19 protein-coding genes are annotated in these 23,412 nt (G+C 72.6%); 7 read left to right on the forward strand and 12 right to left on the reverse strand.

The annotated features are described in order from the left end of the window. Nucleotides 1-18: 18 nt before the first annotated feature. From yidC to B4K29_RS06585, 5 genes are all read left to right on the forward strand, one after another. Nucleotides 19-1,086, forward strand: a complete 1,068-nt coding sequence (gene yidC / locus B4K29_RS06565; protein WP_286959642.1) for a membrane protein insertase YidC — start codon at nucleotides 19-21, stop codon at nucleotides 1,084-1,086. A 119-nt stretch (nucleotides 1,087-1,205) separates the two neighbouring features. After that, nucleotides 1,206-1,904 (forward strand): protein jag, encoded by a 699-nt coding sequence (locus B4K29_RS06570; protein WP_286959641.1) that lies wholly within the window; start codon nucleotides 1,206-1,208, stop codon nucleotides 1,902-1,904. Further along, complete coding sequence (gene rsmG / locus B4K29_RS06575; RefSeq protein ID WP_286966745.1) at nucleotides 1,904-2,686, forward strand: 16S rRNA (guanine(527)-N(7))-methyltransferase RsmG; 783 nt, start codon at nucleotides 1,904-1,906, stop codon at nucleotides 2,684-2,686. Before B4K29_RS06570 ends, rsmG begins: the two co-directional genes overlap by 1 nt. Nucleotides 2,687-4,064: 1,378 nt before the next feature. After that, nucleotides 4,065-5,060 carry a ParA family protein gene (locus B4K29_RS06580; protein WP_286959643.1) on the forward strand — a complete coding sequence of 332 codons (996 nt, stop codon included), beginning with the start codon at nucleotides 4,065-4,067 and terminating at the stop codon, nucleotides 5,058-5,060. Next, nucleotides 5,057-6,187, forward strand: a complete 1,131-nt coding sequence (locus tag B4K29_RS06585) for a ParB/RepB/Spo0J family partition protein (protein ID WP_286959638.1) — start codon at nucleotides 5,057-5,059, stop codon at nucleotides 6,185-6,187. Before B4K29_RS06580 ends, B4K29_RS06585 begins: the two co-directional genes overlap by 4 nt. Nucleotides 6,188-6,353: 166 nt before the next feature. On the opposite strand, the gene B4K29_RS06590 is transcribed toward B4K29_RS06585, so the two are convergent. Together B4K29_RS06590 and B4K29_RS06595 are read right to left on the reverse strand one after the other, a co-directional pair. Continuing rightward, nucleotides 6,354-7,319 (reverse strand): D-alanine--D-alanine ligase family protein, encoded by a 966-nt coding sequence (locus B4K29_RS06590; protein ID WP_286955780.1) that lies wholly within the window; start codon nucleotides 7,317-7,319, stop codon nucleotides 6,354-6,356. Beyond that, the gene (locus B4K29_RS06595; RefSeq protein WP_286966747.1) at nucleotides 7,316-8,626 is read right to left on the reverse strand and encodes a PLP-dependent aminotransferase family protein; all 1,311 of its coding nucleotides are present in this window, start codon (nucleotides 8,624-8,626) and stop codon (nucleotides 7,316-7,318) included. The genes B4K29_RS06590 and B4K29_RS06595 overlap by 4 nt, the downstream gene beginning before the upstream one ends. Nucleotides 8,627-8,773: 147 nt before the next feature. Here B4K29_RS06595 and B4K29_RS06600 point away from each other — a divergent pair, with 147 nt between their 5' ends. After that, complete coding sequence (locus B4K29_RS06600; protein WP_286966749.1) at nucleotides 8,774-9,427, forward strand: hypothetical protein; 654 nt, start codon at nucleotides 8,774-8,776, stop codon at nucleotides 9,425-9,427. Nucleotides 9,428-9,563: 136 nt separating this feature from the next. Here the strand turns inward: B4K29_RS06600 and trxA are convergent, their stop codons facing one another. From trxA to B4K29_RS06640, 8 genes are all read right to left on the reverse strand, one after another. Continuing rightward, nucleotides 9,564-9,893, reverse strand: coding sequence for a thioredoxin (gene trxA / locus B4K29_RS06605; RefSeq protein WP_286966752.1), 330 nt, complete (start codon nucleotides 9,891-9,893; stop codon nucleotides 9,564-9,566). An 82-nt stretch (nucleotides 9,894-9,975) separates the two neighbouring features. Further along, nucleotides 9,976-10,974, reverse strand: a complete 999-nt coding sequence (gene trxB, locus B4K29_RS06610; protein WP_205621881.1) for a thioredoxin-disulfide reductase — start codon at nucleotides 10,972-10,974, stop codon at nucleotides 9,976-9,978. Nucleotides 10,975-11,154: 180 nt separating this feature from the next. Next, a complete protein-coding gene (locus tag B4K29_RS06615) occupies nucleotides 11,155-12,015 on the reverse strand; it encodes a hypothetical protein (protein ID WP_019286003.1) in 861 nt (286 codons plus the stop codon). Between the two features lie 190 nt (nucleotides 12,016-12,205). Next, nucleotides 12,206-12,757: an RNA polymerase sigma factor SigM gene (gene sigM / locus B4K29_RS06620; RefSeq protein WP_019286004.1), complete on the reverse strand. Its 552-nt coding sequence runs from the start codon at nucleotides 12,755-12,757 to the stop codon at nucleotides 12,206-12,208. A 1-nt stretch (nucleotide 12,758) separates the two neighbouring features. Further along, a complete protein-coding gene (locus tag B4K29_RS06625) occupies nucleotides 12,759-14,708 on the reverse strand; it encodes a hypothetical protein (RefSeq protein WP_286966754.1) in 1,950 nt (649 codons plus the stop codon). 75 nt (nucleotides 14,709-14,783) lie between these two features. Further along, on the reverse strand, nucleotides 14,784-16,457 hold the full coding sequence (murJ, locus tag B4K29_RS06630; RefSeq protein WP_286966755.1) for a murein biosynthesis integral membrane protein MurJ: 1,674 nt from the start codon (nucleotides 16,455-16,457) through the stop codon (nucleotides 14,784-14,786). Further along, complete coding sequence (locus B4K29_RS06635) at nucleotides 16,457-18,883, reverse strand: DUF6049 family protein (RefSeq protein WP_286966756.1); 2,427 nt, start codon at nucleotides 18,881-18,883, stop codon at nucleotides 16,457-16,459. Before B4K29_RS06635 ends, murJ begins: the two co-directional genes overlap by 1 nt. Then, complete coding sequence (locus tag B4K29_RS06640) at nucleotides 18,880-19,371, reverse strand: NUDIX hydrolase (protein ID WP_034253333.1); 492 nt, start codon at nucleotides 19,369-19,371, stop codon at nucleotides 18,880-18,882. The genes B4K29_RS06635 and B4K29_RS06640 overlap by 4 nt, the downstream gene beginning before the upstream one ends. A 77-nt stretch (nucleotides 19,372-19,448) precedes the next feature. Between B4K29_RS06640 and B4K29_RS06645 the strand changes: the two genes are divergently transcribed. Beyond that, nucleotides 19,449-21,011: an HDIG domain-containing metalloprotein gene (locus B4K29_RS06645; protein WP_286966757.1), complete on the forward strand. Its 1,563-nt coding sequence runs from the start codon at nucleotides 19,449-19,451 to the stop codon at nucleotides 21,009-21,011. Nucleotides 21,012-21,188: 177 nt separating this feature from the next. Here the strand turns inward: B4K29_RS06645 and B4K29_RS06650 are convergent, their stop codons facing one another. Then, nucleotides 21,189-21,863 carry a GOLPH3/VPS74 family protein gene (locus B4K29_RS06650; protein ID WP_019286887.1) on the reverse strand — a complete coding sequence of 225 codons (675 nt, stop codon included), beginning with the start codon at nucleotides 21,861-21,863 and terminating at the stop codon, nucleotides 21,189-21,191. A gap of 254 nt (nucleotides 21,864-22,117) precedes the next feature. Further along, complete coding sequence (locus B4K29_RS06655) at nucleotides 22,118-23,209, reverse strand: inositol-3-phosphate synthase (protein ID WP_019286886.1); 1,092 nt, start codon at nucleotides 23,207-23,209, stop codon at nucleotides 22,118-22,120. Nucleotides 23,210-23,412: the final 203 nt, after the last annotated feature.

Consider the following 23,412-nt stretch of genomic DNA (forward strand, 5'->3'; position numbering starts at 1 on the left):
CCCAGACCTGCACCACCCATGGCGGACGACCGCCTGAGCACAGAGGACGAGATGGACTTCTTCAGCACCTTGCTGCGGCCGATCGAGATCGCCGTCGCGTGGATCATGTACGGCTTCCACCAGCTGTTCACGACCATCGGCATGGACCCTGAGGGCGGTCTCACCTGGGGCCTGTCCATCGTCGGTCTCGTGGTGGTGATCCGCATCCTGATCACGCCGCTGTTCATCAAGCAGCTGCACGCCTCGCGCAAGATGACGCTGATCCAGCCGGAGCTGCAGAAGATCCAGGCGAAGTACAAGGGCAAGACCGACCCGGAGTCCCGTCAGAAGATGACGGAAGAGACGATGGCCCTCTACAAGGACTCCGGCACCAACCCGTTCTCGTCCTGCCTGCCGATCCTGCTGCAGATGCCGATCTTCTTCGCGCTGTTCAACGTGCTCAACGGGCTGGGCTCGATCGCGAGCGGGGCTCGTGACGGTGTGGGTCCCATCACGGCGGCCGTGGCGAGGCAGGCCGAGCTGTCGACCTTTGCGGGGGTGCAGCTGTCGGACAAGTTCATCGGCAGCCCGGACCTGGCGGCCAAGGCCATCACCGTGGCCCTGATCGTCCTGATGTCGATCACGCAGTTCACCTCGCAGCACCAGGCCATGACCAAGAACATGCCGGCGTCCGCCATGGACAACCCGATGTTCAAGCAGCAGAAGATCCTGCTCTACGTCATGCCGGTCGTCTTCGCCGTCTCGGGCATCAACTTCCCCATCGGTGTCCTCATCTACTGGCTGGTCACCAACCTGTGGTCGATGGGCCAGCAGTTCTACACCATCGGTCGTATGCCGACCCCCGGCTCCCCGGCCTACGAGCGTCTCGAGGCCAAGCGCAAGGCCCAGGGCAAGCCCATGCCGGGTGCCGGCAGCATGACCCGCGGCACCAGCGCTGCGGCCACCGACACCGTGGAGGGCGAGGTCACCTCACCCCGGCCGAGCGGCCAGCGGGTGCAGCCCAGGCGCAAGGGACGCAAGGGCACGGGCCCGGCCGGCGGAGCTGCCGGAGGCGCGTCCCGGGCGACCCCAGAGGGCACGGACTGACCGAAGCGCCATCGGCCCACCAGAGCCGACCAGCACCGACCAGCACCGACCAGCACCGACCGGCGCCTCCGGGACGACCCTCGTCCTACCGCCGGCCACGATGAGAAAGGCTGACCGCAATGAACACGAGCACCACCGAGGGAGTCGAGCCGCAGACGGACGGCGCCCCTGACCAGACGTCCCACGCCGACCCCGGCACCCAGATCGAGCCGGCCGCGCAGGCCGAGCAGCGGGAGCAGGGCCAGGGCCCGGACCAGCAGCCGGACCAGGAGCAGGGCCCGGACCAGGAGCAGGACCCGGACCGGACCGAGGACCAGGGCCGCGAGCCCGGGCGCCGTTCGGGGGGCCGGGTCGCTCTGCTGGAGCGCGAGGGCGAGGTCGCAGCCGACTTCCTCGAGACGCTGCTGGACATCGCAGACCTGGACGGCGACATCGACGTCGACGTGGACGGCGACCGTGCGTCGGTGGCGATCGTGGACTCCGACGAGGGCCGTGTCCCGCGCCGTCTGGTCGGCGACCAGGGCAAGGTCCTCGAGGCGCTGCAGGAGCTGACGCGCCTCGCGGTGCAGGCCGAGACCGGTGAGCGCAGCCGCCTGATGCTGGACGTGGCGGGGCACCGCGCGTCGCGTCGTGACGAGCTCGTCGAGCTGGCCCGTGACGCCGTGCGCGAGGTCAAGGAGTCCGGCGAGGAGAAGGCTCTGGAGCCGATGACCGCGTTCGAGCGCAAGGTCGTCCACGACGAGGTCCTCGCGGCCGGGCTGAGCTCGGAGTCCGAGGGCACGGAGCCCCGGCGTCACGTCGTGGTCCTTCCGGCCTGATGACGCCCCAGCGCGACCAGCACGACCAGGCTGACCACGACGGCGCCGCTCCCGACCTGGGGGCGGCGCTGCCGCGTGTGCCGGCCGCGGCCGAGGTCGTCTTCGGTGACCGCCTCCCCGTGGCGCAGGTGTTCGTCGAGGCCCTGGCCACCACCGGGGTGGCCCACGGCCTCATCGGCCCCCGCGAGATCCCCCGGCTGTGGGAGCGGCACGTGCTCAACTGCGCTGTCGTGGCAGAGCTCGTCCCCCGGGGCGCCTCGATCGTCGACGTGGGGTCGGGTGCCGGGCTGCCGGGGCTCGCCCTGGCGATCGCCTGCCCGGCGAGCGAGGTGCACCTCGTCGAGCCCCGGCGCCGGGCGACCGACTGGCTCACGGCCACCGCCTCCGCCCTCGGGCTCGACAACGTCATCGTCCACCAGGGTCGGGCCCAGGACGTGGTCGGCACCGTCGTCGCCCCGGTTGCGACGGCGCGCGCGGTGACGCGCATCGGCCAGCTGGCGCAGTGGTGCGCCCCACTCACGTCTGCCGGAGGGACCCTCTTGGCGCTGAAGGGCGCGAGCGTGGTCACCGAGCTGGAGGAGGACTCTGCGGCGCTGCGAGCGGCGCACGTGGTCGACCACGAGGTCTTGAGCTGCGGTGCCGAGATCCTGGAGACACCCACGACCGTCGCTCGCCTCTACCTGGCGGACGACCACGTGCCGGGGATCGCGATCGTGCCCGAGGGCTCCGGCCCCCGGCGTGGGCGAGCCGGCAAGGGACGCCGCCGGGCGTCCAGCTCCTAGCCCGGTCTCGGTCCGTCGGTCACGAACGGCCGCCGCGGCGTCGGCGCCGGCCTCGCACCTGGGTGGTTCGTCCCCCCGGACTCGTCGTCCGGTCCCGGGCCCGGTCTCGTCGTCCGTCCGGGTCTCGTTGTTCGTTCCCCGTCTTGAGCTGCAGCCCCTGACGGGGCATGGCGGCCCAGAGCGTCACTGCTACACCAGGCGGGCCATTCATCTGTGAGGCCGAGGCTGGAATCCAGTGGGGTCGGTGGCTGGCCCAGAGCACGTTTCACGTGAAACAGATGTCGGCCACGTGGGTCTCTCACCGATCCGGGACAAACCGTCCGACGCCGCGCGGCAACACGTGACGAGGCTCGTCCGACGGGCGTCTAGAGTGGGCGCTTGGCATCATCGAGCGGCACGAGGAGTAGGTGTGAGCGTCACGACCGGGTTGGGTTGGCCTGACCTGCAGCTGTTGGCAGGTGGTGGTTCGGGGCTGGGTTGGCCGTCACCTGTTTCACGTGAAACGGCGCGCGTCGAGGTGCACGATCCCGCGAACGTCGGGCTCCGCGGGCTGGCCGTGGCGGGGGATGACGGCGCCGACGTCACGGAGACCAATGCGGCCAGAGGGGTCCCCGAGGCTGAAGCCGGGCCTGATGACGGCATAGGTGACGGCCTGGGTTCTGGGGTCCCCGGCACTGAGCTCATCGGCACCGCGGTCCGCGAGGCGACCAAGGGGGTGCGGTCCACGGGGCCGGCCAACGAGGGTGCTGAACCGGCTGTCGGCGCTGACGTCGATGGCGATGGTGTTGAGGGCGGGGACATGGCCGAGGGGGCGCCGGACGAGCCGTCGCTCGTACCCGCCGGCTCTGACCGCTCGACCGATGCCGGGGGGGCGCTCGGGGTGATGGCGGCCACCGAGGATGCCCGCGCCCACGGCATCGAGAGCTCCGAGGCGGAGGTGAGCGCTAGCCAGACCGCACCCTCGACGCCGTCGGCCCTGCCTGGCGAGGGACTGGGTGATGGCCTGGGCTCGGTGGCGCAGTCCTGGACCAAGGATCTCCCGGGCAAGGACTACCAGCCCGAGCAGCGCTTGCGAGCCAACCGGACACGCGGTGCCGAAGCCGCGGCGAACGCCGACGTGCAGAGCCGCTTCCTGGGGGCCGCCCCCCACGACGATCGCAAGAGCCGCCTCGCGTCGGCGTGGGAGGAGCCGGCGAGCCGGCAGGTGGCGGATGCCGCCCTCTTCGGCAACACGGCTGAGGCTGCTCGGGACGAGCTCGCCGAGGTGGCTTGCGCCGTCACGAGCGACGACCCTGTTTCACGTGAAACGGGCAACGAGAGCGGCGATGTCGACGTCGTGGAGACCTTCCGTCAGCAGGAAGACAAGGACCAGGACGCCATGACCGACCTTCAGGCCACGCCCATGACGGCATCCGTCGGCGCGCCGGCCCCCGCTGTCACCCAGGGGCCCTCCGCTGCCCCCGCCACGGCGGCCCCAGACGCCGCCGCTCGCGCGAGCGCGCCAGCCTCGGCGACCACGCCCGCCGGCCGCGCGCAGACCGAGGGCGAGGCCCTCCCGGCACCGCGGCGCACCCGCGTCATGACGGTGGCCAACCAGAAGGGTGGCGTCGGCAAGACGACGACCACGGTCAACGTCGCCGCAGCCCTCGCCAAGGCCGGGCTCCGCGTGCTGGTCCTGGACCTGGACCCCCAGGGCAACGCCTCGACCGCGCTCGGCATCCCGCACCACGCCGAGGTGCCCAGCGTCTACGACGTCCTCGTCGACGGTGCGCCGATGCGCGACGTCGTCCAGTCGTGCCCCGACGTGCCCAACCTGCTGTGCGCCCCCGCCACGATCGACCTCGCCGGCGCCGAGATCGAGCTCGTCTCCCTCGTCGCGCGCGAGATGCGCCTCGGTCGCGCCCTGACCGCCTACCTGCGGGACCAGGAGGACCGCGACGAGCGGATCGACTACGTGCTCATCGACTGCCCGCCCAGCCTCGGGCTCCTCACGATCAACGCCTTCGTGGCGGCCGAGGAAGTCTTCATCCCGATCCAGTGCGAGTACTACGCGCTCGAGGGGCTGTCGCAGCTGCTCAAGAACATCGAGCTGATCAAGGCGCACCTCAACCCGTCGCTGCACGTCTCGACGATCCTGCTGACGATGTATGACGGGCGCACCCGGCTCTCGGCGCAGGTCGCCGACGAGGTGCGCCGCCACTTCGGGCAGCAGGTCATCCGGTCGACGGTCCCGCGCTCGGTGCGGATTTCGGAGGCACCCAGCCACGGGCAGACCGTCATGACCTACGACCCGACGAGCAGTGGTGCTCTGTCCTATGCCGCCGCGGCGGTCGAGATCGCACGGCAGGGTGCCGGCGAGGGAGGTATCCGATGAGTGAGAAGCGACGCGGCCTCGGACGCGGACTCGGGGCGCTGATCCCGCAGGCTCCTGCCGGGGACCGCCCGATCGACGTCTTCTTCCGCGACGCCGAGCCGGCGAAGCCCGCCACGGACGTGGCCACCGCCGACTCGGTGACGCCGGAGCAGCAGCCCCCCAGCCCCCTCGGCGACGACCTGCGCGGCCTCGGCTACGGTCGACGACCGCTCGACGCGGGGCTCATCGCCTCGGTCACCTCCGAGGGTGCGATGGCGTCCGAGGGCGGGCTCCAGCAGGTCCCCGGCGCGACCTACGCCGAGGTGCCGGTCGACGCGATCCAACCCAACGCCAAGCAGCCGCGCACCGTCTTCGACGAGGACGACATGGCCGAGCTGGTGCACAGCGTCACCGAGCTGGGCGTCCTGCAGCCCATCGTCGTGCGTCCCCTGCGCGGGGCACCCTCGGCCGACCACCCGCGGGCCGAGTACGAGCTGATCATGGGCGAGCGTCGCTGGCGGGCGACGCAGCGGGCGGGGCTCGCCACCGTGCCTGCGATCGTTCGCAACACCGACGACGACGAGATGCTCCGGCACGCCCTGCTGGAGAACCTCCACCGCTCCGAGCTCAACCCCCTCGAGGAGGCCGCCGCCTACCAGCAGCTGCTCGAGGACTTCGGCTGCACGCACGACGAGCTGGCGGGCAAGCTGGGGCGTTCGCGTCCCCAGATCTCCAACACGATCCGCCTGCTCCGGCTCCCGCCCCTGGTCGCGCGCCGTGTCGCCGCGGGCGTCCTCAGCGCCGGTCACGCACGGGCGCTGCTGGGCCTCGACGACGCCGCTGCCATGGAGCGGCTGGCCCAGCGCATCGTCGCCGAGGGGCTGTCGGTCCGCTCGGTCGAGGAGATCGTCTCGCTCGGCGGCGACGGATCGTCCGAGCCCACGGCGCGGGCACCACGCAACCACGAGCCGCAGCCGGAGCTCGACGAGGTCGCCACGTCCCTGTCCGACCGCTTCGACACCCGGGTCCAGGTCACCATGGGCCGCCGCAAGGGCAAGCTCACGGTCGAGTTCGCGTCGGTCGACGACCTCCAGCGGATCCTCGCCCTGATGGGTCAAGAAGGCGGCCTGGACTCGTCCGGGGTCTGATCCGACGGCAGCCACCCCGGCCACCCGGCCCCGTCGAGGGGACGCATGAGCGCGGGGAGGCCGAACGCCCGCCGCCTCGCACGAGGTGCGAGACGGCGGGCGCTCTAGTCTGGGCTAGCAGGCGCTAGGCGGATCTATGCATGTCTAGGATTGTGTGAGAGCGATTCTAAGCGTCGTCGCGGGCCGCGCGATGCTCCGCGATGACGCGTTCCGCGAGGTCGGCATACACGTCGGCGGCCTCCAGGCCGGCTCCCGCGATGGCCAACGGGACCTGGCTGGTCTCGGTGAGGCCGGGAGAGACGCTGCACTCGAGGAACCACGGGGTGCCCTCGGCGTCGACGATGAGGTCGGTGCGGGACAGGTGGCGGTGGTCGAGGACCCGGTGCGCGGTGAGGGCCGCCTGCAGCGACGCCTCGGTGGCCTCCGGGGAGAGCCGCGCGGGGGTGAAGTACTCCGTCTCGCCCGCGTTGTACATGTGGTCGTAGTCGAAGACCCCGTCGACCGGGCAGATCTCGACCGGCGGCAGGGCCCGCAGCTCGCCGTCCGCCTGCTCGATGACCGTCACCGACACCTCCGTCCCCTCGACGACGTGCTCGACGAGCGCGAGGTCGTCATAGGCATAGGCGTCCACCAGGGCCGCGCCCAGGTCCGTCGCCGTCCGGGCCACGTGGAACCCGAGGGCCGAGCCACCACGAGCGGGCTTGACCGCGAGCGGGAGGCCCAGGTCGCGGGCGAGACGCTCGAGGACGGCCCCGGCGCCGATCTGGCGGAAGGTGCTGTGGGCGACCGCCACGTGCGCGGGGGTGGCGACGCCGGCCCGCGCCACCAGACCCTTGGCGATGGGCTTGTCCCACGCCATGCGCGAGGACGGACCCCGCGGCCCGACGAAGGCAAGACCCAGGTGCTGCAGCACATCTCGCAACGACCCGTTCTCACCGGGTGATCCGTGGAGCGTCGGCCACACGAGGTCGGGCTGCAGAGAGTCGATGGTGCCCAGCAGGTTTCGATCGAGATCGGCGATGGTGACCTGGAAACCCTTGGAGCGCAACGCTTCCGCGAGCCGGCGGCCCGATCGGACGGACACCTCACGCTCGTGCGAGAGGCCACCTGCGAGGACGAGGACAGAGGTCATGACACATCCGGTGAGGGGAGGAGGACTCGGCGAGCCCTGGAGCGGGTGGAATCGTCATACGGCCCGAAGGTGTCGAGCAGCTCCTGCTCGCGCTCGACGACGGTCGCGAAGCGGCGCACGCCCTCGTGGATCCGCTCGGAGGTGGGGTAGGAGAAGTTGAGGCGGGCGTTGCGGCGTCCCGTCCCGTCGGCGTAGAAGCCGGTCCCCGGTGCGTAGGCGACGAGCTCCTTGACCGCCAGCGGCAGCATGGCCTTGGTGTCGAGGCCCTCGGGCAGCTCGATCCAGAAGAAGAGGCCGCCCCGGGGGAGGTTCCAGCGGGCCTGCGGCAGCAGCGATCTCAGCGCGTCCGCCATCGCGTCGCGACGCTCCTGGTAGAGCGCGCGATAGCTCGCGGTCTGGGCCTGCCAGTCGATCTCGGACAGGTAGCGCGACGCCACCGCCTGGGTGAACGCGCTCGGGCACAGGATCGCGGCCTCGTTGGCGAGGACGAGCTTCTCGCGGACGGCGTGCGGAGCCACGGCCCAGCCGACGCGCAGACCCGCGGCAAAGATCTTGGAGAAGGTCCCGAGATAGATCACGCCGTCCTCGTCCATGGACTTCAGCGCCGGGTAGGTCCGCCCCTCGAACCCGAGCAGGCCGTAGGGGTTGTCCTCGACCACGAGGATGCCGTGACGGCGACAGATCTCGAGCACGCGGGGGCGGCGCTCGTCGGACAGCGCCGTGCCGGCGGGGTTCTGGAAGGTCGGGACGGTGTAGAGGAACTTGATCCGGCGGCCCTCGGTCTCGAGCCGGGTGATGTGCTCCTCGAGCGCCTCGGGGACGAGACCGTCGGCGTCGCAGGGCACGTGCACCACGTCCGCCTCGTAGGCCGCGAAGACCCCGAGAGCGCCGACGTAGGAAGGGGACTCGGCGATCACGACGTCGCGCGGGTCGAGGAACACGCGGGCCACGAGGTCGAGCGCCTGCTGGGACCCGGTCGTCATGACGATGTCGTCGGGGTGGGCGTCGATCCCCTCGAGCGCCATGACCTCCAGCAGCTGGTCGCGCAGCCGCTCGTCGCCCTGGCCCGAGGAGTACTGCAGCGCCGTGAGCCCCTGGTCGTGCAGCAGCCGCTGCACCGTGTCCCCGACCAGGTCCATGGGCAGGGCGCCGATGTTCGGCATACCCCCGGCCAGGGAGACCACCTCCGGGCGGGAGGCGACGGCGAACAGGGCGCGGATCTCGGAGACCTTCATCCCGGCGGTGCGTGCGGCATAGGACTCGATCCAGGGATCCAGCCGTGAGCCAACGGGATGCTGGTCGGTCATGCGCGCTCCTTCGTCGTGGGCCGGGCACGGCGAGCGGCATCGGCCCGTAGCCTGGGACCAGGGTGAGGTCTGCATCCTCGCACGACCACCCGAGGCGGCGTCGTAGTGTCCGGGCGCGCCGGGCCCCGAGCAGGGAGGATCTCAGCCATGACCGGTCGTCAGGTGGTCCCGCTGACGGCCGCGACCACGGACCTGCTGCGTCCGTCCTGTCGCGGCTGCGTGCGCTGGCTGCGCGACCCGGTCGAGGCGCACGAGGACTCGCCGCGGCACTCGGGCCCGCGGCTGCGGTCGTGGGCCGAGACGGTGACCCGCGAGTGGGGTCCGCCCGGTCTGCTCGTGCGCCAGGACGGGCGCACCGTCGCGCACGTCGTCGTGGCGCCCCCGTCGCTGGTGCCGCGCGCGGCCCTGCCGGCGACGGCCCCCGTCTCGGAGGACGCCGTGCTCCTTCTGTCCCTGTCGTCGAGCAGCCGAGCGTTCACCAAGGTCGCCGTCCAGTCGCTCGGCCGGGAGCTCCTCCGGCGCCGGGTCCGGGCCGTCGAGGCGTATGGCGGGCCCGCCGTGGTCCCGGGGTGCCTGTCACCAGCGGCGGTGACCCGGAGCGACCTGCCGTGGCCGCCGCCGGACGTGTGCCGGGTGCCGACCACGCTGCTGACCGGTGTGGGCTTCACGGTCGTGCGCGAGCACCCGACGTGCCCCCGGCTCCGCCTCGACCTGCGCTCCGCAGCCACGGTCCGCGAGGACGTCACCGCTGCAGTGCGGTCGTGGTTGTCGGACCGCGCCACGGCCCCGGCCGCGACGTGAGGCGGCCGTGCACGACGGCCCCGGCCGCGACGTGAGGCGGCCGTGCACGACGACGCCCGCCACGACCTGAGGTCGGGCGGGCGTCGGGGGGTGCTGGTGGCTGGCGTGCGGCTCCAGCGGGCGTGCGGGTGTCGGCTCAGCTGATGTAGTCCGCGAGCTCCTTGAGGATGCGGGGCTTCGGCTGCGCGCCGACGATCGACTTCACGACCTCGCCACCGACGTAGACGTTGATGGTCGGCAGACCGGTCACGCCGTACTTCGCGGTGGTCTGGGGGTTCTCGTCGGCGTTGAGCTTCACGACGTCGATCTTGTCGGCATAGGTGCCGGCGATCTCGTCGAGGACCGGCGAGATCTGGCGGCACGGGCCGCACCAGGACGCCCAGAAGTCCACGAGGACGGGCTTGGGGTTCTGCAGGACGTCCTGGTCGAACGTCGCGTCGGTCGTGTCCTTGGTGTTGGCACCCATGAGGGCTCCTCCTTGGTCGGGATGGTCGAGGTGGTGGTGGTGCAGGCAAGCAGACGAGCAGGTGTGCAGACGAGCAGGTGGGTCAGCGGGCCATCGCGGTGGCCTGCGGCTCGGCGGTCAGCGACGCATCGGTCGCCGGGGCGCCGGCCTCGTCGCGGGCCGCGAGGTAGCGCTCGGCGTCGAGGGCCGCGGCGCACCCGGAGCCGGCGGCGGTGATCGCCTGGCGGTAGGTGTGGTCGACGAGGTCGCCGCAGGCGAAGACGCCGGGCAGGTTGGTGGCCGTGCCCGCCTGCGTGAGGACATAGCCCTCGTCGTCCAGGTCGACGACGCCCTTGACGAGCTCGTTGCGCGGCTCGTGGCCGATCGCCACGAACACGGCCGAGGTCTCGAGCACGCGCTCCTCGCCGGTGACGGTGTCGCGCAGGGTCACGGACTCGACCTTGGTGTCGCCGTTGATGGAGGCGACCCCGGAGTTCCAGGCGAAGCTGATCTTGTCGTTGGCCATGGCGCGGTCGGCCATGATCTTGGAGGCGCGCAGCTCGTCGCGGCGGTGCACGATCGTGACGCTCTCGCCGAACCGCGTGAGGAAGGTCGCCTCCTCGATGGCGGAGTCGCCGCCTCCGACGACCACGATCGGCTTGTTGCGGAAGAACGCGCCGTCGCAGGTGGCGCACCAGGAGACGCCGCGGCCGGACAGCCGCTTCTCGTCCGGCAGACCCAGCTCGCGGTAGGCCGACCCCATCGCCAGGATGACGGCGTGGGCGCGGTGCTCGTTGCCCTCGCCGTCCGTGACGACCTTGATGTCGCCGGTCAGGTCCACGGCGGTGACGTCGTCGCGGACCAGCTCGGCGCCGAAGCGCTCGGCCTGCGCCCGCATGTTGTCCATGAGGTCCGGGCCCATGATGCCGTCGCGGAACCCGGGGAAGTTCTCGACGTCGGTGGTGTTCATCAAGGCGCCGCCGGCGGTGACCGAGCCCTCGAAGACGAGCGGCTCGAGGTTGGCGCGGGCTGCGTAGACGGCGGCGGTGTAGCCCGCCGGGCCGGAGCCGACGATGATGACGTTGCGGACGTCGCTGGTCATGAGGTCCTTCATCCCTGGGTGGTGTGGACGTCGGCCGAGCCGACTCGGCGCCCGGGCGACGAGACGCGGTGGGTGCGAGACCCACTGTCCCATCGCAGGGCGCACGGGCGGAAACCGTGCGGGCGGCGTGTTCATTCCACCCGCCCGTCACGTGGACGTTTCACGTGGAACGTGCGGCGCTCAGGGGGTGATGGCCTGGGTGAGGAGCGTCGCGCCCGTCGGGCCGCAGGGCATCGCCGCGACGTAGACCCCGACCTGACGCCGGTCAGCGCCCTGCTGGGCGGCGATCACGACGGCCGGGCGGCCGTCATACGTGGTGATCTCGGCCGCGACCCGGCCGGTGGTGGTGCCGCCGAGGGCGCCGAGGCACTCGCGGACCCCGGCGGGGGTGCCGATGGGGCCGACCGTGGGCTGCTCGACGGTGTGCGGGGTGGCCGGGCTCCAGCGCTGCCGGAGGAGGTCCTGGCCGTATGCCGCCAGCCCGGCCCCACCGACCGCGAGGGGACCGGCGGCGAGCCGGATCTGGACGTCCGGGTCAGTGACGTCACCGGTGCCCTGACCGCTCTGCTGCTGCCCCTGCTGCTCGCCCTGCTGGCCGGGGGCGGACGACGCCGCGCTCGCGCTGCCCACGGCGCTGGAGGCGGAGCTGTTGGGCCCCGAGCCGAGGTTGGCGACGGCGGTGCTCAGGTCACCCCCGGAGGCCTGGATGAAGGAGGTCGCCGCGATCCCGAACACGGTGACGGCCGCGGCAGCAGAGGCGACGAGGCCGAACATCCGCCGGCCGGAGGGCCGCCGGGTGGCCGGGTGCAGCGGGACGACGACCGCGATCGGGCCGTGCTCGTCGGCACGCGGGATGGGAGCGGGGTCGTGCCCGGAGGCCGTCAGACGGGCGCGCGACTCGGCCTCGAGCGAGGCGGTGATGCGGGCCACGAGGTCGCCGGGCATGGGACCGGGGTCGGGCAGGGAGCCGAGCAGGTCGCGCACACCCGTGGGGTCGTGGTCGCCGTCACCGGATGCGTGCGACGATCGGGTCGCGGTCATCTCCGGACACCTCCCGGGGCGGTCGAGGGGGCTGCGTCGTGGTCCGACTCGTCGGGTGCCACGACCTGGTGCGGGCGCAGGGACGCGTGGACCCTCAGGAACCTGGGCGTACCTGCACCATGTGTAGGACGTGCCGTGGGCGGCGTTGGTTCCCGGCGGTCGCGGAGGCGGACCGCTGACGTGGGGGCGCTCATGTGCCCGCTCGTCGCAGCCCGAGGATCTCGGCCATCGCGGCCCGGCCACGGGCGCACCGGGACTTGATGGTGCCCTCCGCGACGTCGAGGACCTGGGCGGCCTCGGCGACGCTGAGGCCCTGCATGTCGACCAGGACCAGCGCCAGTCGTTGTCCCTCGGGGAGCTTGGCGAGGGCCTGCCGGACGTCGAGCTGGACCTCGAGCGAGGCATGCTCGTCGCGGCCGTCCGCGAGGTCGTACTCCGGCAGCTCGGAGGTCGGCCGGACGCGTCGCAGCCGGTCGAGGCAGGCGTTGACCACGATGCGGTGCAGCCAGGTGGTGACGGCGGCCTCGCCGCGGTAGGACGCCGACCGACGGAACGCGGCGATGAAGGCGTCCTGCACGGCGTCGGCTGCCAGCTCCCGGTCGGAGCAGGTGCGCATGGCCACGGCCCACATGCGGTCGCGGTGCCGGCGGTAGAGCTCGCCGAAGGCGTGGGGGTCCCCGTCGTTGTGCGCCGCCATGAGCGCGCGGTCGTCGGCCGCGGCGAGGTCGAGGACGGCGCTCATCTCAGGACAGGCTGATCTCGGAGAGCGCGGCGTAGTTGCCGCCGAACATCCTCGGGCTGTTGGTGAACCACACGACGATGTAGGGGCGCTTGCCCTGGCCCGCCGGCACCGTGATCGTGACCTCGCCCTTGGCGCCCTTGGCGGTGCCCAGCACGGCTGCGCCGTCCTTGGTCGGGGTGTCGCTGCCGTAGACGGTGAGGTCCTCGCCGGCCGAGTTGGGCAGCGTGAGCTTGATCTGGGACACGTCCGAGTGGGCGTCCCCGAGGTAGACGGCGAGGCCGACCCCCGACTTGAGGTTGCCGAACGTGTCGGTCTTGTAGCGCTGGCTGCGCCAGTAGGTCGCCGTGTCCCCGTCGTGGACGTTGCCGACCGTGTCGTTGTTCTCCGCGTGGTCCTGGCCCTCGGGGTCGTATGCCGTCACGCCCACCACGGCGATCGGGGCTCCCGGTGCTCGGGTGGGGGCCGCCGGCTTGGTCGTCACGGTGCCGTCGGCGCCCTTGGTGATGGTGACCGCCGGCGCCGTCACGGTGTAGGTGCGGCCGACCGGAGGCGCGTCGAGCTGGCGCTGGATGTTGTTGACCATGGACATGACGCCGACGACGCCGAGCACCAGGCCCAGCACCACGAGGGCGGCGAGCAGCGCCAGGACGAAGTTGGCCTGACGTCGCGAGGGGGTGCCGGTGGGCACGTCGTTGACGAAGATCGGGGCGACGGGCTCGGCGCGGCGGGGGCGCTCGTCCGCCAGCGTCGACAGGGGCACGCGGGCGGGCTGGGTCTCGAGGCGCCGCGTCTCACGCTCGCGGCGACGGTCCTCGGCCCGCCGGGAGGCGCCGTCGACCAGGTCGCCGACCCGCCGGGCAGCCGCCTTGGCCCCGGCCGCGGTGGCCCCGGCGGCGGCGATCGCGGCGGCCTCGGCGCGGGAGGGCACGTGCTCGACGTCCTTGCGCAGGTCGTCCGCGAGGCGGTGGGGCGTGCTGCCGGTTGCCGCCCCTGCGCCTCCAGCACCGCCCATCACCCCGGCCGTGCTCGCGACCCCTGAGCTGCTCGCGGCGTCGGCGGGGCTCGTGGTGCCTGAGGTGTCGCTCGTGGCTGCGGTGACCGGGCCGGAGCGGTCGCCGGCGGACGGGTCCGAGGTGGGTGGATCCGCGGGAAAGCGGTCGGAGGTGTCGGTGGGGCCGGGTGACGGCGCGAGGAGCGTGGCCGGGCGCAGCGCATCGGCGACGGCACCGGGGTCCTGCGGCCGGCCGTCAGTCCCGCGAGCGCGGCCGAGGGCGCGCCGGACCAGGTCCTCGATGTCGTCCGGGACGGCGGCGACGAGCTCGGACGGCGGGGCCGGTGCGCCGGCCACGACGGGGGTCGCCTGCAGCGAGGTCGCGTCCTTGCCGGGCCAGGTGGCGGTGGTCGCCGCGTGCAGGAGGGCCGCGAGGCCGAGCGCGTCGGTGCGGGACGCGGCCTGGTCGCTGTCGCCGTCGCGCCCGAGGAGCGCGGCCTGGACGGCCAGCCCCCGCAGCCGGACGCTGCCGTCGCGGCCGCGGAGCACGTCGTCGGGGGTCAGGGCGAGGTGGTGCAGGCCCCGGCCGCGGGCCCGGTCGAGGACCTCGGCCACCTCGAGCACGATCCGACGCGCCTCGGGGGCCGGGAGGCCGCCGTCCCGCAGCAGCTCGGTGAGGGTGCTGCCCTCAACCTCCGCCTCGACGACGTGGACCAGGTCGCCCTCGCGACCGGCGTCGAGGATCGGCAGGAGGCGGGGGTCGGTGAGCGCGGACGCGCGGCGGGCGGCGTCCAGAGCGGCCTCGGCGGCTGGGTCGTCGGCGTCGAGCACGGTCACGACGACGCGGCGACCGAAGGTCGTGTCGTCGGCCTCCCACCGCTCCACGCGGTCCGTGCGCTCGAGACGCTGCCGCAGGTGGTAGCGCCCCCCGATCGACGTGCCCGGTCCGACTGCCGGCATCCGTCACTCCCTCTCGTCGTCCTGCGTGACCCGCATCGCGTCCCCCTGGGGCTGGCCGGTCGTGCTCATCGCATCCTAGGCGCTGGGGGCGGCTCCGGTCCGGCGACGCAGCCGCGCGGCGACCGGTCCGAGCAGGTCGTCCACCTCGCGGATGTGAAAGACGCGGGCGAGGCCGAGGAAGGCCAGGACGAACAGGACGCCGCCGACGAGCAGCTGCACGAGGTGGTCGAGGCGGGAGGTGCCGAGCAGCTCGGACAGCCCCACCACCGCACCCCACGTGGCGAGGGCGGCGAGGGCGGAGACGAGCACCAGTCGGACGTGCAGGCGCAGCACGTGCCTCAGGGGCAGGCCGCCCACGCGGCGCTGGGCGATCACCACGAAGGCCACCGCTGCCGCGAGGTTGCCCAGGGTCTGGCCGGCCGCGATCAGGGCGACGACGTGGTCACGGGGTCCGACGAGCGCCAGCAGCGCGAGCGTGATCTGGATCGCGGTGAGCAGGATCTGGAGGTGCAGGTTGGTGCGACCGTCCTCGAGGGCGAAGAAGAAGCGCTGCTGCAGGGTGGTCCAGCCGAACGGGATCAGGCCCAGGATCATGATCGCGAAGACGAGGGCCGTCTCGCTGAGGGCGTCCCCGCTGACCCGGGGCACCATCGCCATGCCCGGCACCGCCAGCGGGATCGCCGCGGCCGTGATGGGGACGAGGGCCACGGAAGGCAGGGTCAGACCACGGGTCAGCAGGCGGCGCAGGTCGCCGGTCGCACTGTCGTGGGCCGCGCGCGACATCCGCGGGTAGATGGCCGTCAAGATCGACGTGGTGATGATCCCGTGCGGGAGCATGAAGACGAGGAAGGCGAGCTGGTAGACGGTGATGCCCGCGACCTGCCGGCCGTCGTGCTGGGCCCAGCCGGCGACGGTGTTCATGACGGCGGCGCACGCGTAGCCGCCGAGCTGTGCCACGACGAGGGCGGCGAACGCCCAGCCCGCCATCGTGGAGGCCGACCGGAAGCCGTAGCCGCGGAAGCCCCAGCGGGGACGCCAGCGGAAGCCGCTCGCCCGCAGGTCGGGGACCAGCGCGAGGGCCTGCAGCGCGATGCCGGCGGTGCTGGTGCCCGCCAGCAGCCAGACCATCTCGGGGGTCCACGCGTCCGGGGGTGCCGCGTGCGCGTAGCGCTGGAGGAAGACGGCCATGCCCGCGATCTGCACGAGGTTGGCGAGCACGGGCGTCCACATGAACGACGCGTAGCGCCCCCGCGCGTTGAGGACCTGGCCGAGGACGGCATACAGGCCGTAGAAGAAGATCTGCGGCAGGCAGATGATCGCGAACGCCGTCGCGAGCTCGCGCGTGGCGGGAGAGATGCGGTAGATCGTGACGAGCGGGGAGGCGAGCAGCGTCGCCAGCAACGTGACGACCAGGATGGCGCCGATGCAGATGGTCAGCAGGCGGTCGATGACCTCCTGGCCGCCGTCCTCCCGCTTCATCGCCTTGGTGATCTGGGGGATGAGCACCGCGGTGAGCAGGCCGCCGGACAGCAGCATGTAGATGATGTTGGGCAGCTGGTTGGCGGTGTTGAACGCGTCGGCCGTCGCGCCGGTCACGCCCAGGCAGGCCACCAGCATGAGCTGCCGGACGAGGCCGAGGGGGCGCGAGACGATCGAGCCCGCGGCCATGAGGGCGCTGGCCCGCCGGACGCTCTGCTCCTGGACCACGCCGTCCCCGGGTGGGGGTGCGCCGTGCCGTGTGCTGCTCATCAGGAGTCCTTGTCGCTGCTGTCGGGTCGGTCAGCGCCGCCAGGTCGGTCGCCCCCGGCAGGGCGGGTGGCGCCGAGCACGGCGTCGGCCACCGCCTCGTGGTCGCCGAGCTCGCGCTCGGCGCGGGTGGGACCACGACGTAGGGAGCGGGCGAGGCCGAGCACGAGGATCAGGCCGACGATACCGGCGACGAGGGCGAACACCCACACGCTGGTCGGGCGGACGTTCATGTCCACGGTGGTCGCCGAGCCCAGGGCCACGCCGTCCGGTGTGGACAGGCGCGCCTCCAGGGGGACGGTGCCGGCGCCGAGCGCCGTGACCTCGACCTGGATGGTCGTGCGGCTGCCCGCGGCGATGGTGAGGGTCTTGGTGCTCTGCGTGACCCGCAGCTTGGGACTGCCGGGGACCAGCTCGAGACGGACGTCGTGGACGGCATACGGGAGGGTGTTGTTGACGGTGATCTGGATGGTGCCGGAGTCCGCCAGGAAGTTGATCGTGCTCGGGCGCACCTGCACCCCGTGGGCCGCGGCGTCGATGGATCCGTCGACCGCCCCTCGCAGCTGCGTCCAGGCCTGCGAACCACCCCGCCACCGGGCCGAGGTCAGCTGCTGGATCGCGGCGGTCCAGGCCCGGGCGCCGGGGGCGTCGGCCGGCAGGATGCGGCGCAACCCGTTGACCGTCGCGAGGTCCGACTCGAGCTCGTCCACCGCCGGGCCGTCCAGCGGAGAGGCGGGGCGCGAGGGCTCGGTGGTCGTGGCGACACTCTGGCTGCCCTGGATCCCCTGCCTGGCCTGAGCGCCCTGCCCCAGGATGCTGCTCACGTCGACCTGCCGCAGCCACGGCGCCGAGGCCGTGGCCGACCAGAGCCGCCGCAGCGCCGGTCCGGACAGGGCGGTGCGGCGCGGGACGGCCACCAGCGCCGTGCGGCGCGTGCCGGGGAGCTCGCCGAGCAGCGTGAGCGACTGGCCGAGGAACTCCTGCACCATCTGGGTGTCCGAGGACGAGGGGTCGCCCGCGGTGACCTCGCTGAGGCGCTCGTCGTAGGCGAGCAGCGGCGTGCCGTCCGGGCTGCGCTGCGCGGCTCCCGGCGTGGTCTGACGCTGCGGGGCCACCGCGTCGGTGGATACCACGGCGGCCGTGGGGGCCGAGCCACCGGTGGTGCGGGTCCACGCGGTGGTCCGGCCCTCGGCCCAGGAGCCGTCGGCCGGCCAGGCGATCGAGTCGGTGACGGAGCGCCCGACGGCCCTGGTGAGGGGATTGGTGCCCGCAGGCCAGACGACGGCACTGAGCGCGGGATCGGGCCCGGCGCGGAGCAGCGCGGCGGTGTCGGGGTCCCCGACGGGCAGCGACCAGACGGGCTGGTCGTCCCCGAGCGCCTCGAGGCGGGCGGTGAGCGCGTCCGCGTCGGTCCTGGCGGCGGCCAACGGATCGCTCGGCGAGGTGGGCGTCTGCGCGGGAGCGGGAGCGGAAGGGGTCGCGGGCGTGGACGACGGTGGTGCCGACGACGCCGACGGCGTGCTGGGTGTGCCGGCGGGCGGCTCCGGTGCTGCCGCTGACGTCGCTGACGTGCTGGAGGGCGGGCTCGCGGTCGAGGCCCCCGGGGAGGTCGAGGCCGCAGGCGCCGCCGTGGCGCTCACCAGGCCACCGGGACCGCTGGGGGGCGTCAGGACGGCCGGGTCGACCATCCAGGTCACCGGTGTGCCGACCGCGGCGTCCAGGCGCTGCCGCAGGGGGCCAGCGGCCCCGACCGTCTGCGACCAGGCCTGACCCACCTCGTCGACGCTGCCGGCGAACAGGTCTGGCCGGGCCGGGAGGGTGAGGGGAGCGATCCAGGCGAGGCGGAGGGGCTCGTACTCCTGGTCGGCGCCGACCCAGGGCAGCACGGAGCGGGCCAGGGCCACGCGGTCGCTGCCGCTGCGCACCTCGACGGCGAGCGGGTAGGTCCCGAACGGCGTGCCGCGCCGCAGGGCTGCGCGGGGCACGGTCAGCGTGACCGACGTCGTGCCCTGGGCGGGGACCCCTGCGGCGATGGGCTGGCTCACCACCTCGCGCGTGGCCAGGGAGCGGGGCTGGGCGTCGTGCAGCCACGCGGACAGCGCCTGTCGTTGGGAGAAGGGCGTGCCGCCCAGCAGCACGCGCGCGGACAGCGGCCCGCTCGCCCCAGAGCTCGTGGACGTCACCGTCACCCGGACCGTGACGTCCTGGTCGGGGCGGACGACCGCCGGGGAGAGCTCCTCGAACCGGACCGTGAGCCCGGGCACCGCCGCGCCGGGGCGGGCTGCGGGTGCGGGGGCTGCGGGTGCGGGGGCTGCGGGGGCTACGGCGACGGAGCGATCCGGCGTTGCGGCGGCCGCCCCCGGCATACCGCCGAGCAGGGAGAAGGCGGCGACAGCCGCCGCGCCGGCGCGAGCCAGCCGACCGGTCACCGGTCCCCCGCGAGGCGCTGCCAGGCTGCCGCGGCGATGCGCCTCTCGTTGGGAAAGGTCAGCTCGGTCGTGTTGTCGCCCAGGCGCACCCAGGCGACGTCGATCGCCTCGGCGTCGGGGTCGTTCTCGATCGTCAGGTGCCCACCGAGCGCCTCGAGGAGATAGTGGTGGACGACCTTGTGGACGCGGGAGGCCGAGGTGGTGAACCAGTAGTCGATGGACCCCAGGGAGGCGATGACCCGCCCCTCGATGCCGGTCTCCTCCGCCACCTCGCGGACCGCGGTCTCCTCGAGCGTCTCGGTGCCCTCGATGTGGCCCTTGGGCAGGCACCACTCGACGCGGCCCGCCCGGTTGCGGCGCGCGATGATCGCCAGCTCCGCCAGACCCCGCTCGACCCGCACGATCACACCACCCGCCGAGACCTCCTCCACCGCAGGCAGTCGACGCGGGAAGCGCGCTGCCGGGCTGGTCGGATGGGGAGTGGTCACCTGAGCACTCTAACGAGACCTGCTGCGGTCGGTCGCTGTGCCACGTCGGCCCCCTCGGTCTTCTAAGGTGGGGAACTGTGCCTGGAACCACCCACCCCACCACCGACGAGCTGCTCGCCGCCGCGGCGCGTCGGCTCGCGCCCGTCACCGGCCTCCTGACCGAGCTGGGCGAGAGGTTCGGGGGCGCCGGGCACGAGCTGGCCCTCGTCGGCGGCCCGGTTCGTGACGCGCTCCTCGGCCGCGACTCCGTGGACCTCGACCTCACGACCGACGCCCGCCCCGAGGAGACCGAGCGGCTGCTCCGGGGCTGGGGCGACGCGCTGTGGGACGTCGGGCGGGCGTTCGGCACCATCGGGGCGCGCAAGGACGGCTGGCAGGTCGAGATCACGACCTACCGCAAGGACGCCTACGACCGCACCAGCCGCAAGCCCGAGGTGACCTACGGCGACCGGCTCGAGGACGACCTCGTCCGTCGCGACTTCACCGTCAACGCGATGGCCCTGCGGCTGCCCGACCTGACCTTCGTCGACCCGCACGACGGCCTCGGCGACCTCGCGCGTGGCCTGCTGCGCACGCCGGGAACGCCGGCCGAGTCCTTCGGCGACGACCCGCTGCGGATGATGCGGGCGGCGCGCTTCGTGTCCCAGCTGGGCCTGACCCTCGACCCCGCGGTCGAGGCCGCCCTGCGCGAGCGGGCCGGGTCGCTCGAGATGATCTCGGCCGAGCGGATCCGGGACGAGCTGGTCAAGCTGATCCTCACCCCCGACCCCCGCCCCGGTCTCGAGGTGCTCACCGACACCGGCCTCGCCGACGTGATGCTGCCCGAGCTGTCCGGGATGCGGCTCACGGTCGACGAGCACAACCGGCACAAGGACGTCTACGAGCACTCGCTGACCGTGCTGGCGCAGGCCATCGACCTCGAGCTCCCCTCGCGGCCGCTGCCGTCGGCTGGGGACGAGTCGTCGCCGAGCGAGGCGTCGGCGAGCGAGACGTCGGAGCAGCCGGGGTCGGCGGCCCCGGCCGACGGCGGGCCCGTCATACGGCCCGACCTGGTCCTGCGACTCGCAGCGCTGCTGCACGACATCGGCAAGCCCGCCACGCGCCGGTTCGAGCCGGACGGGGGCGTGTCCTTCCACCACCACGAGCTCGTGGGCGCCCGTATGGCGACCAAGCGGCTCAAGGCACTGCGCTTCGACAAGGACACGACCAAGGCCGTGTCACGGCTGATCGAGCTGCACCTGCGCTTCCACGGGTACGGCGACGGCGAGTGGACCGACTCGGCGGTGCGACGCTATGTCACCGACGCCGGGCCGCTGCTCTCGCGCCTGCACCTGCTCACGCGCGCCGACTGCACGACGCGCAACGTCCGCAAGGCCGCCCGGCTGCGACGCAGCTATGACAGCCTCGAGCAGCGCATCGAGCGGCTGCAGGAGCAGGAGGAGCTCGCCGCCGTCCGCCCTGAGCTCGACGGCAACGAGATCGCCGAGGTGCTGGGGATCCGGCCCGGACCCGTGCTCGGACGGGCCTACAAGCACCTGCTCGCCGTCCGCCTCGACGAGGGGATGATCGGGCGCGAGGAGGCGGCGATGCGCCTCAAGGAGTGGTGGGCCACCCAGCCCGAGTCAGGCCCGTCCGACTAGCTCCACCCTCATGGTCGCGTGCCGACTCCGTCGTCACGCGCGCCCTTTCGTGTCAGCGCTGTGCCTGTGGACGAGCTTCCTCATGGTCGCGTGCCGACTCCGTCGTCACGCGCGGCCTTTCGTGTCAGCGCTGTGCCTGTGGACGAGCTTCCTCATGGTCGCGTGCCGACTCCGTCGTCACGCGCGCCCTTTCGTCAGCTCGTCGATAGCGGCGAGGACGCGACCGCACGGCCCGTGCACGTCCGTCAGCGACCGCACCTCCAGCGCCGTCTGCAGCGCGCGCTCGCGGTCGTCCTCGAGCTCGGGCATGGCCACGGTCAGGGCGCCGATCGCGTGGAGCAGACCGATGAGATGCCGCGCGCGGTCGTCGGGCTCGGCGTCGTGCAGCAGCACGTCCGCCAGGTGCGTGCGCACGGAGTCCTCGTGGCTGCTGTCGACGGCCACCCAGGTCGTGCTGGGGATCATCGACTGCCGGGTGGGTGCCTCGCGCCGCAGCACGCCCTTGGCCTCGAGGTCACGGTGCAGCACCGGATAGAGCGAGCGACCCATGATCGGCAGCACGTTGCTGAGCTTGCGACCCTGCATCCCGCGGAAGGTCTCGAGCGCCCCGTCCAGCACGGGATCGGCGTCGTGGCTCATCTCGTCGTCGATGACCAGGCGGCCCGCCTGGATCGGCTCGCCCAGCGACCCGACCACGTGCTCGTCCTCGTCGACGACCCGCACGCGCTCGATCGCCCCCAGCTCGCTGAGAGCGCCCCCGGCCACGGCCAGGTCCAGCACGCGCTCGGGCACGCTCATCCGGCCCGTCTCGTCGTCGGTGAGCAGGAGCAGGAGTTCCTCGGCCAGCTGCATGGCTCGACCGTAGACCCCAGCTGGCGCCCGCGCGACCCATCGCGCCGGTGCCACGCGGTCAACGAGACCACCGCCACAGGACGCTGCGGAAACCTGGGCACCGTGATCGCGGAAACCTGGGCACCGTCCTCGGTGCCCAGGTTTCCGCGATCTCTCCGGCAGCGCCACGCGGGCCCTGTCGTCAGCGCGACGGAACCGGACTGCCGCGCTTCCTCAGGCCCGCGTGTCGCTGACGCGCCACGCGGGCCCTGTCGTCAGCGCGGCTCTGACCCGGCGATGAAGGCCTCGAGCTTCTCCCGCCCCTCGTCGTCGGGACGCTGCTCGGGCGGCGACTTCATCAGGTAGGCCGCCGGCGACAGCAGCGGTCCCCCGATCCCCCGGTCGAGGGCGATCTTGGCGGCGCGGATGGCGTCGATGATGATGCCGGCGGAGTTGGGGGAGTCCCAGACCTCGAGCTTGTACTCCAGGTTGAGCGGCACGTCGCCGAACGCACGGCCCTCCAGACGCACGTAGGCCCACTTGCGGTCGTCCAGCCACGCGACGTAGTCCGAGGGCCCGATGTGGACGTTGCGGTCGTCGGTCTTGCCCGCCAGCGAGCCGTGCAGGTTGGAGGTGACGGCCTGGGTCTTGCTGACCTTCTTGGACTCCAGGCGCTCGCGCTCGAGCATGTTCTTGAAGTCCATGTTGCCGCCGACGTTGAGCTGGTAGGTGCGGTCCAGCGCGACGCCGCGGTCCTCGAACAGCTTGGCCATGACGCGGTGGGTGATGGTGGCGCCGACCTGCGACTTGATGTCGTCGCCGATGATCGGGACCCCGGCCGCCTCGAACTTCGCCGCCCACTCCGGGTCGCTGGCGATGAACACCGGCAGCGCGTTGACGAAGGCCACGCCCGCGTCGATCGCGCACTGCGCGTAGAACTTGTCGGCGTCCTCCGACCCCACGGGCAGGTAGGACACGAGGACGTCGACGCGCGCGTCCTTGAGCGCCTGGACGACGTCCACGGGCTCGGCCGTCGACTCGTCGATGGTCTGGCGGTAGTACTTGCCGAGCCCGTCGAGCGTGTGCCCGCGCTGCACCTCGACGCCCAGCGTCGGGACGTCGCAGATCTTGATCGTGTTGTTCTCCGAGGCGTTGATCGCCTCCGACAGGTCCTTGCCGACCTTCTTGTCGTCGACGTCGAACGCCGCCACGAACTCCACGTCGCGCACGTGGTAGTCGCCGAGCATGACGTGCATCAGACCCGGGACGGTGTCCTCGGGGCTGGCGTCCTCGTAGTAGTGGACGCCCTGGATCAGGGACGTCGCGCAGTTGCCGACGCCGACGATGGCGACGCGCACTTCGGGCATGGGAGCTCCTCGTGGGGATGGCTGGGTGCCGGGGGCACGTGGCCGGAGCAGCTCGTATGCCGTCCGCCCGTCACCGACATGACAAAGACGCACTTTGTCATGTCCCTGAGCAGGTTGTCACCCCGGCCCGCGCGTCCGCACGGACCCATCACCGCACGCCCGGTCCCGGCGATGCTCCAGGCCGGGACCAGGATGGTTCGTCA

This window comes from Arsenicicoccus sp. UBA6765 (genome assembly GCF_002453335.1).
Lineage (GTDB): Bacteria > Actinomycetota > Actinomycetes > Actinomycetales > Dermatophilaceae > Arsenicicoccus > Arsenicicoccus bolidensis.

Coding starts and splice junctions, on each gene's coding strand:
- B4K29_RS06585 (WP_286959638.1), top strand. CDS start 5,057: ATGAGTGAGAAGCGACGCGGCCTCGGACGCGGACTCGGGGCGCTGATC.
- rsmG (WP_286966745.1), top strand. CDS start 1,904: ATGACGCCCCAGCGCGACCAGCACGACCAGGCTGACCACGACGGCGCC.
- B4K29_RS06590 (WP_286955780.1), bottom strand. CDS start 7,319: ATGACCTCTGTCCTCGTCCTCGCAGGTGGCCTCTCGCACGAGCGTGAG.
- B4K29_RS06570 (WP_286959641.1), top strand. CDS start 1,206: ATGAACACGAGCACCACCGAGGGAGTCGAGCCGCAGACGGACGGCGCC.
- yidC (WP_286959642.1), top strand. CDS start 19: ATGGCGGACGACCGCCTGAGCACAGAGGACGAGATGGACTTCTTCAGC.
- B4K29_RS06580 (WP_286959643.1), top strand. CDS start 4,065: ATGACCGACCTTCAGGCCACGCCCATGACGGCATCCGTCGGCGCGCCG.
- B4K29_RS06625 (WP_286966754.1), bottom strand. CDS start 14,708: ATGCCGGCAGTCGGACCGGGCACGTCGATCGGGGGGCGCTACCACCTG.
- trxB (WP_205621881.1), bottom strand. CDS start 10,974: ATGACCAGCGACGTCCGCAACGTCATCATCGTCGGCTCCGGCCCGGCG.
- B4K29_RS06600 (WP_286966749.1), top strand. CDS start 8,774: ATGACCGGTCGTCAGGTGGTCCCGCTGACGGCCGCGACCACGGACCTG.
- sigM (WP_019286004.1), bottom strand. CDS start 12,757: ATGAGCGCCGTCCTCGACCTCGCCGCGGCCGACGACCGCGCGCTCATG.
- trxA (WP_286966752.1), bottom strand. CDS start 9,893: ATGGGTGCCAACACCAAGGACACGACCGACGCGACGTTCGACCAGGAC.
- B4K29_RS06655 (WP_019286886.1), bottom strand. CDS start 23,209: ATGCCCGAAGTGCGCGTCGCCATCGTCGGCGTCGGCAACTGCGCGACG.
- B4K29_RS06595 (WP_286966747.1), bottom strand. CDS start 8,626: ATGACCGACCAGCATCCCGTTGGCTCACGGCTGGATCCCTGGATCGAG.
- murJ (WP_286966755.1), bottom strand. CDS start 16,457: ATGAGCAGCACACGGCACGGCGCACCCCCACCCGGGGACGGCGTGGTC.
- B4K29_RS06650 (WP_019286887.1), bottom strand. CDS start 21,863: ATGCAGCTGGCCGAGGAACTCCTGCTCCTGCTCACCGACGACGAGACG.
- B4K29_RS06615 (WP_019286003.1), bottom strand. CDS start 12,015: ATGACCGCGACCCGATCGTCGCACGCATCCGGTGACGGCGACCACGAC.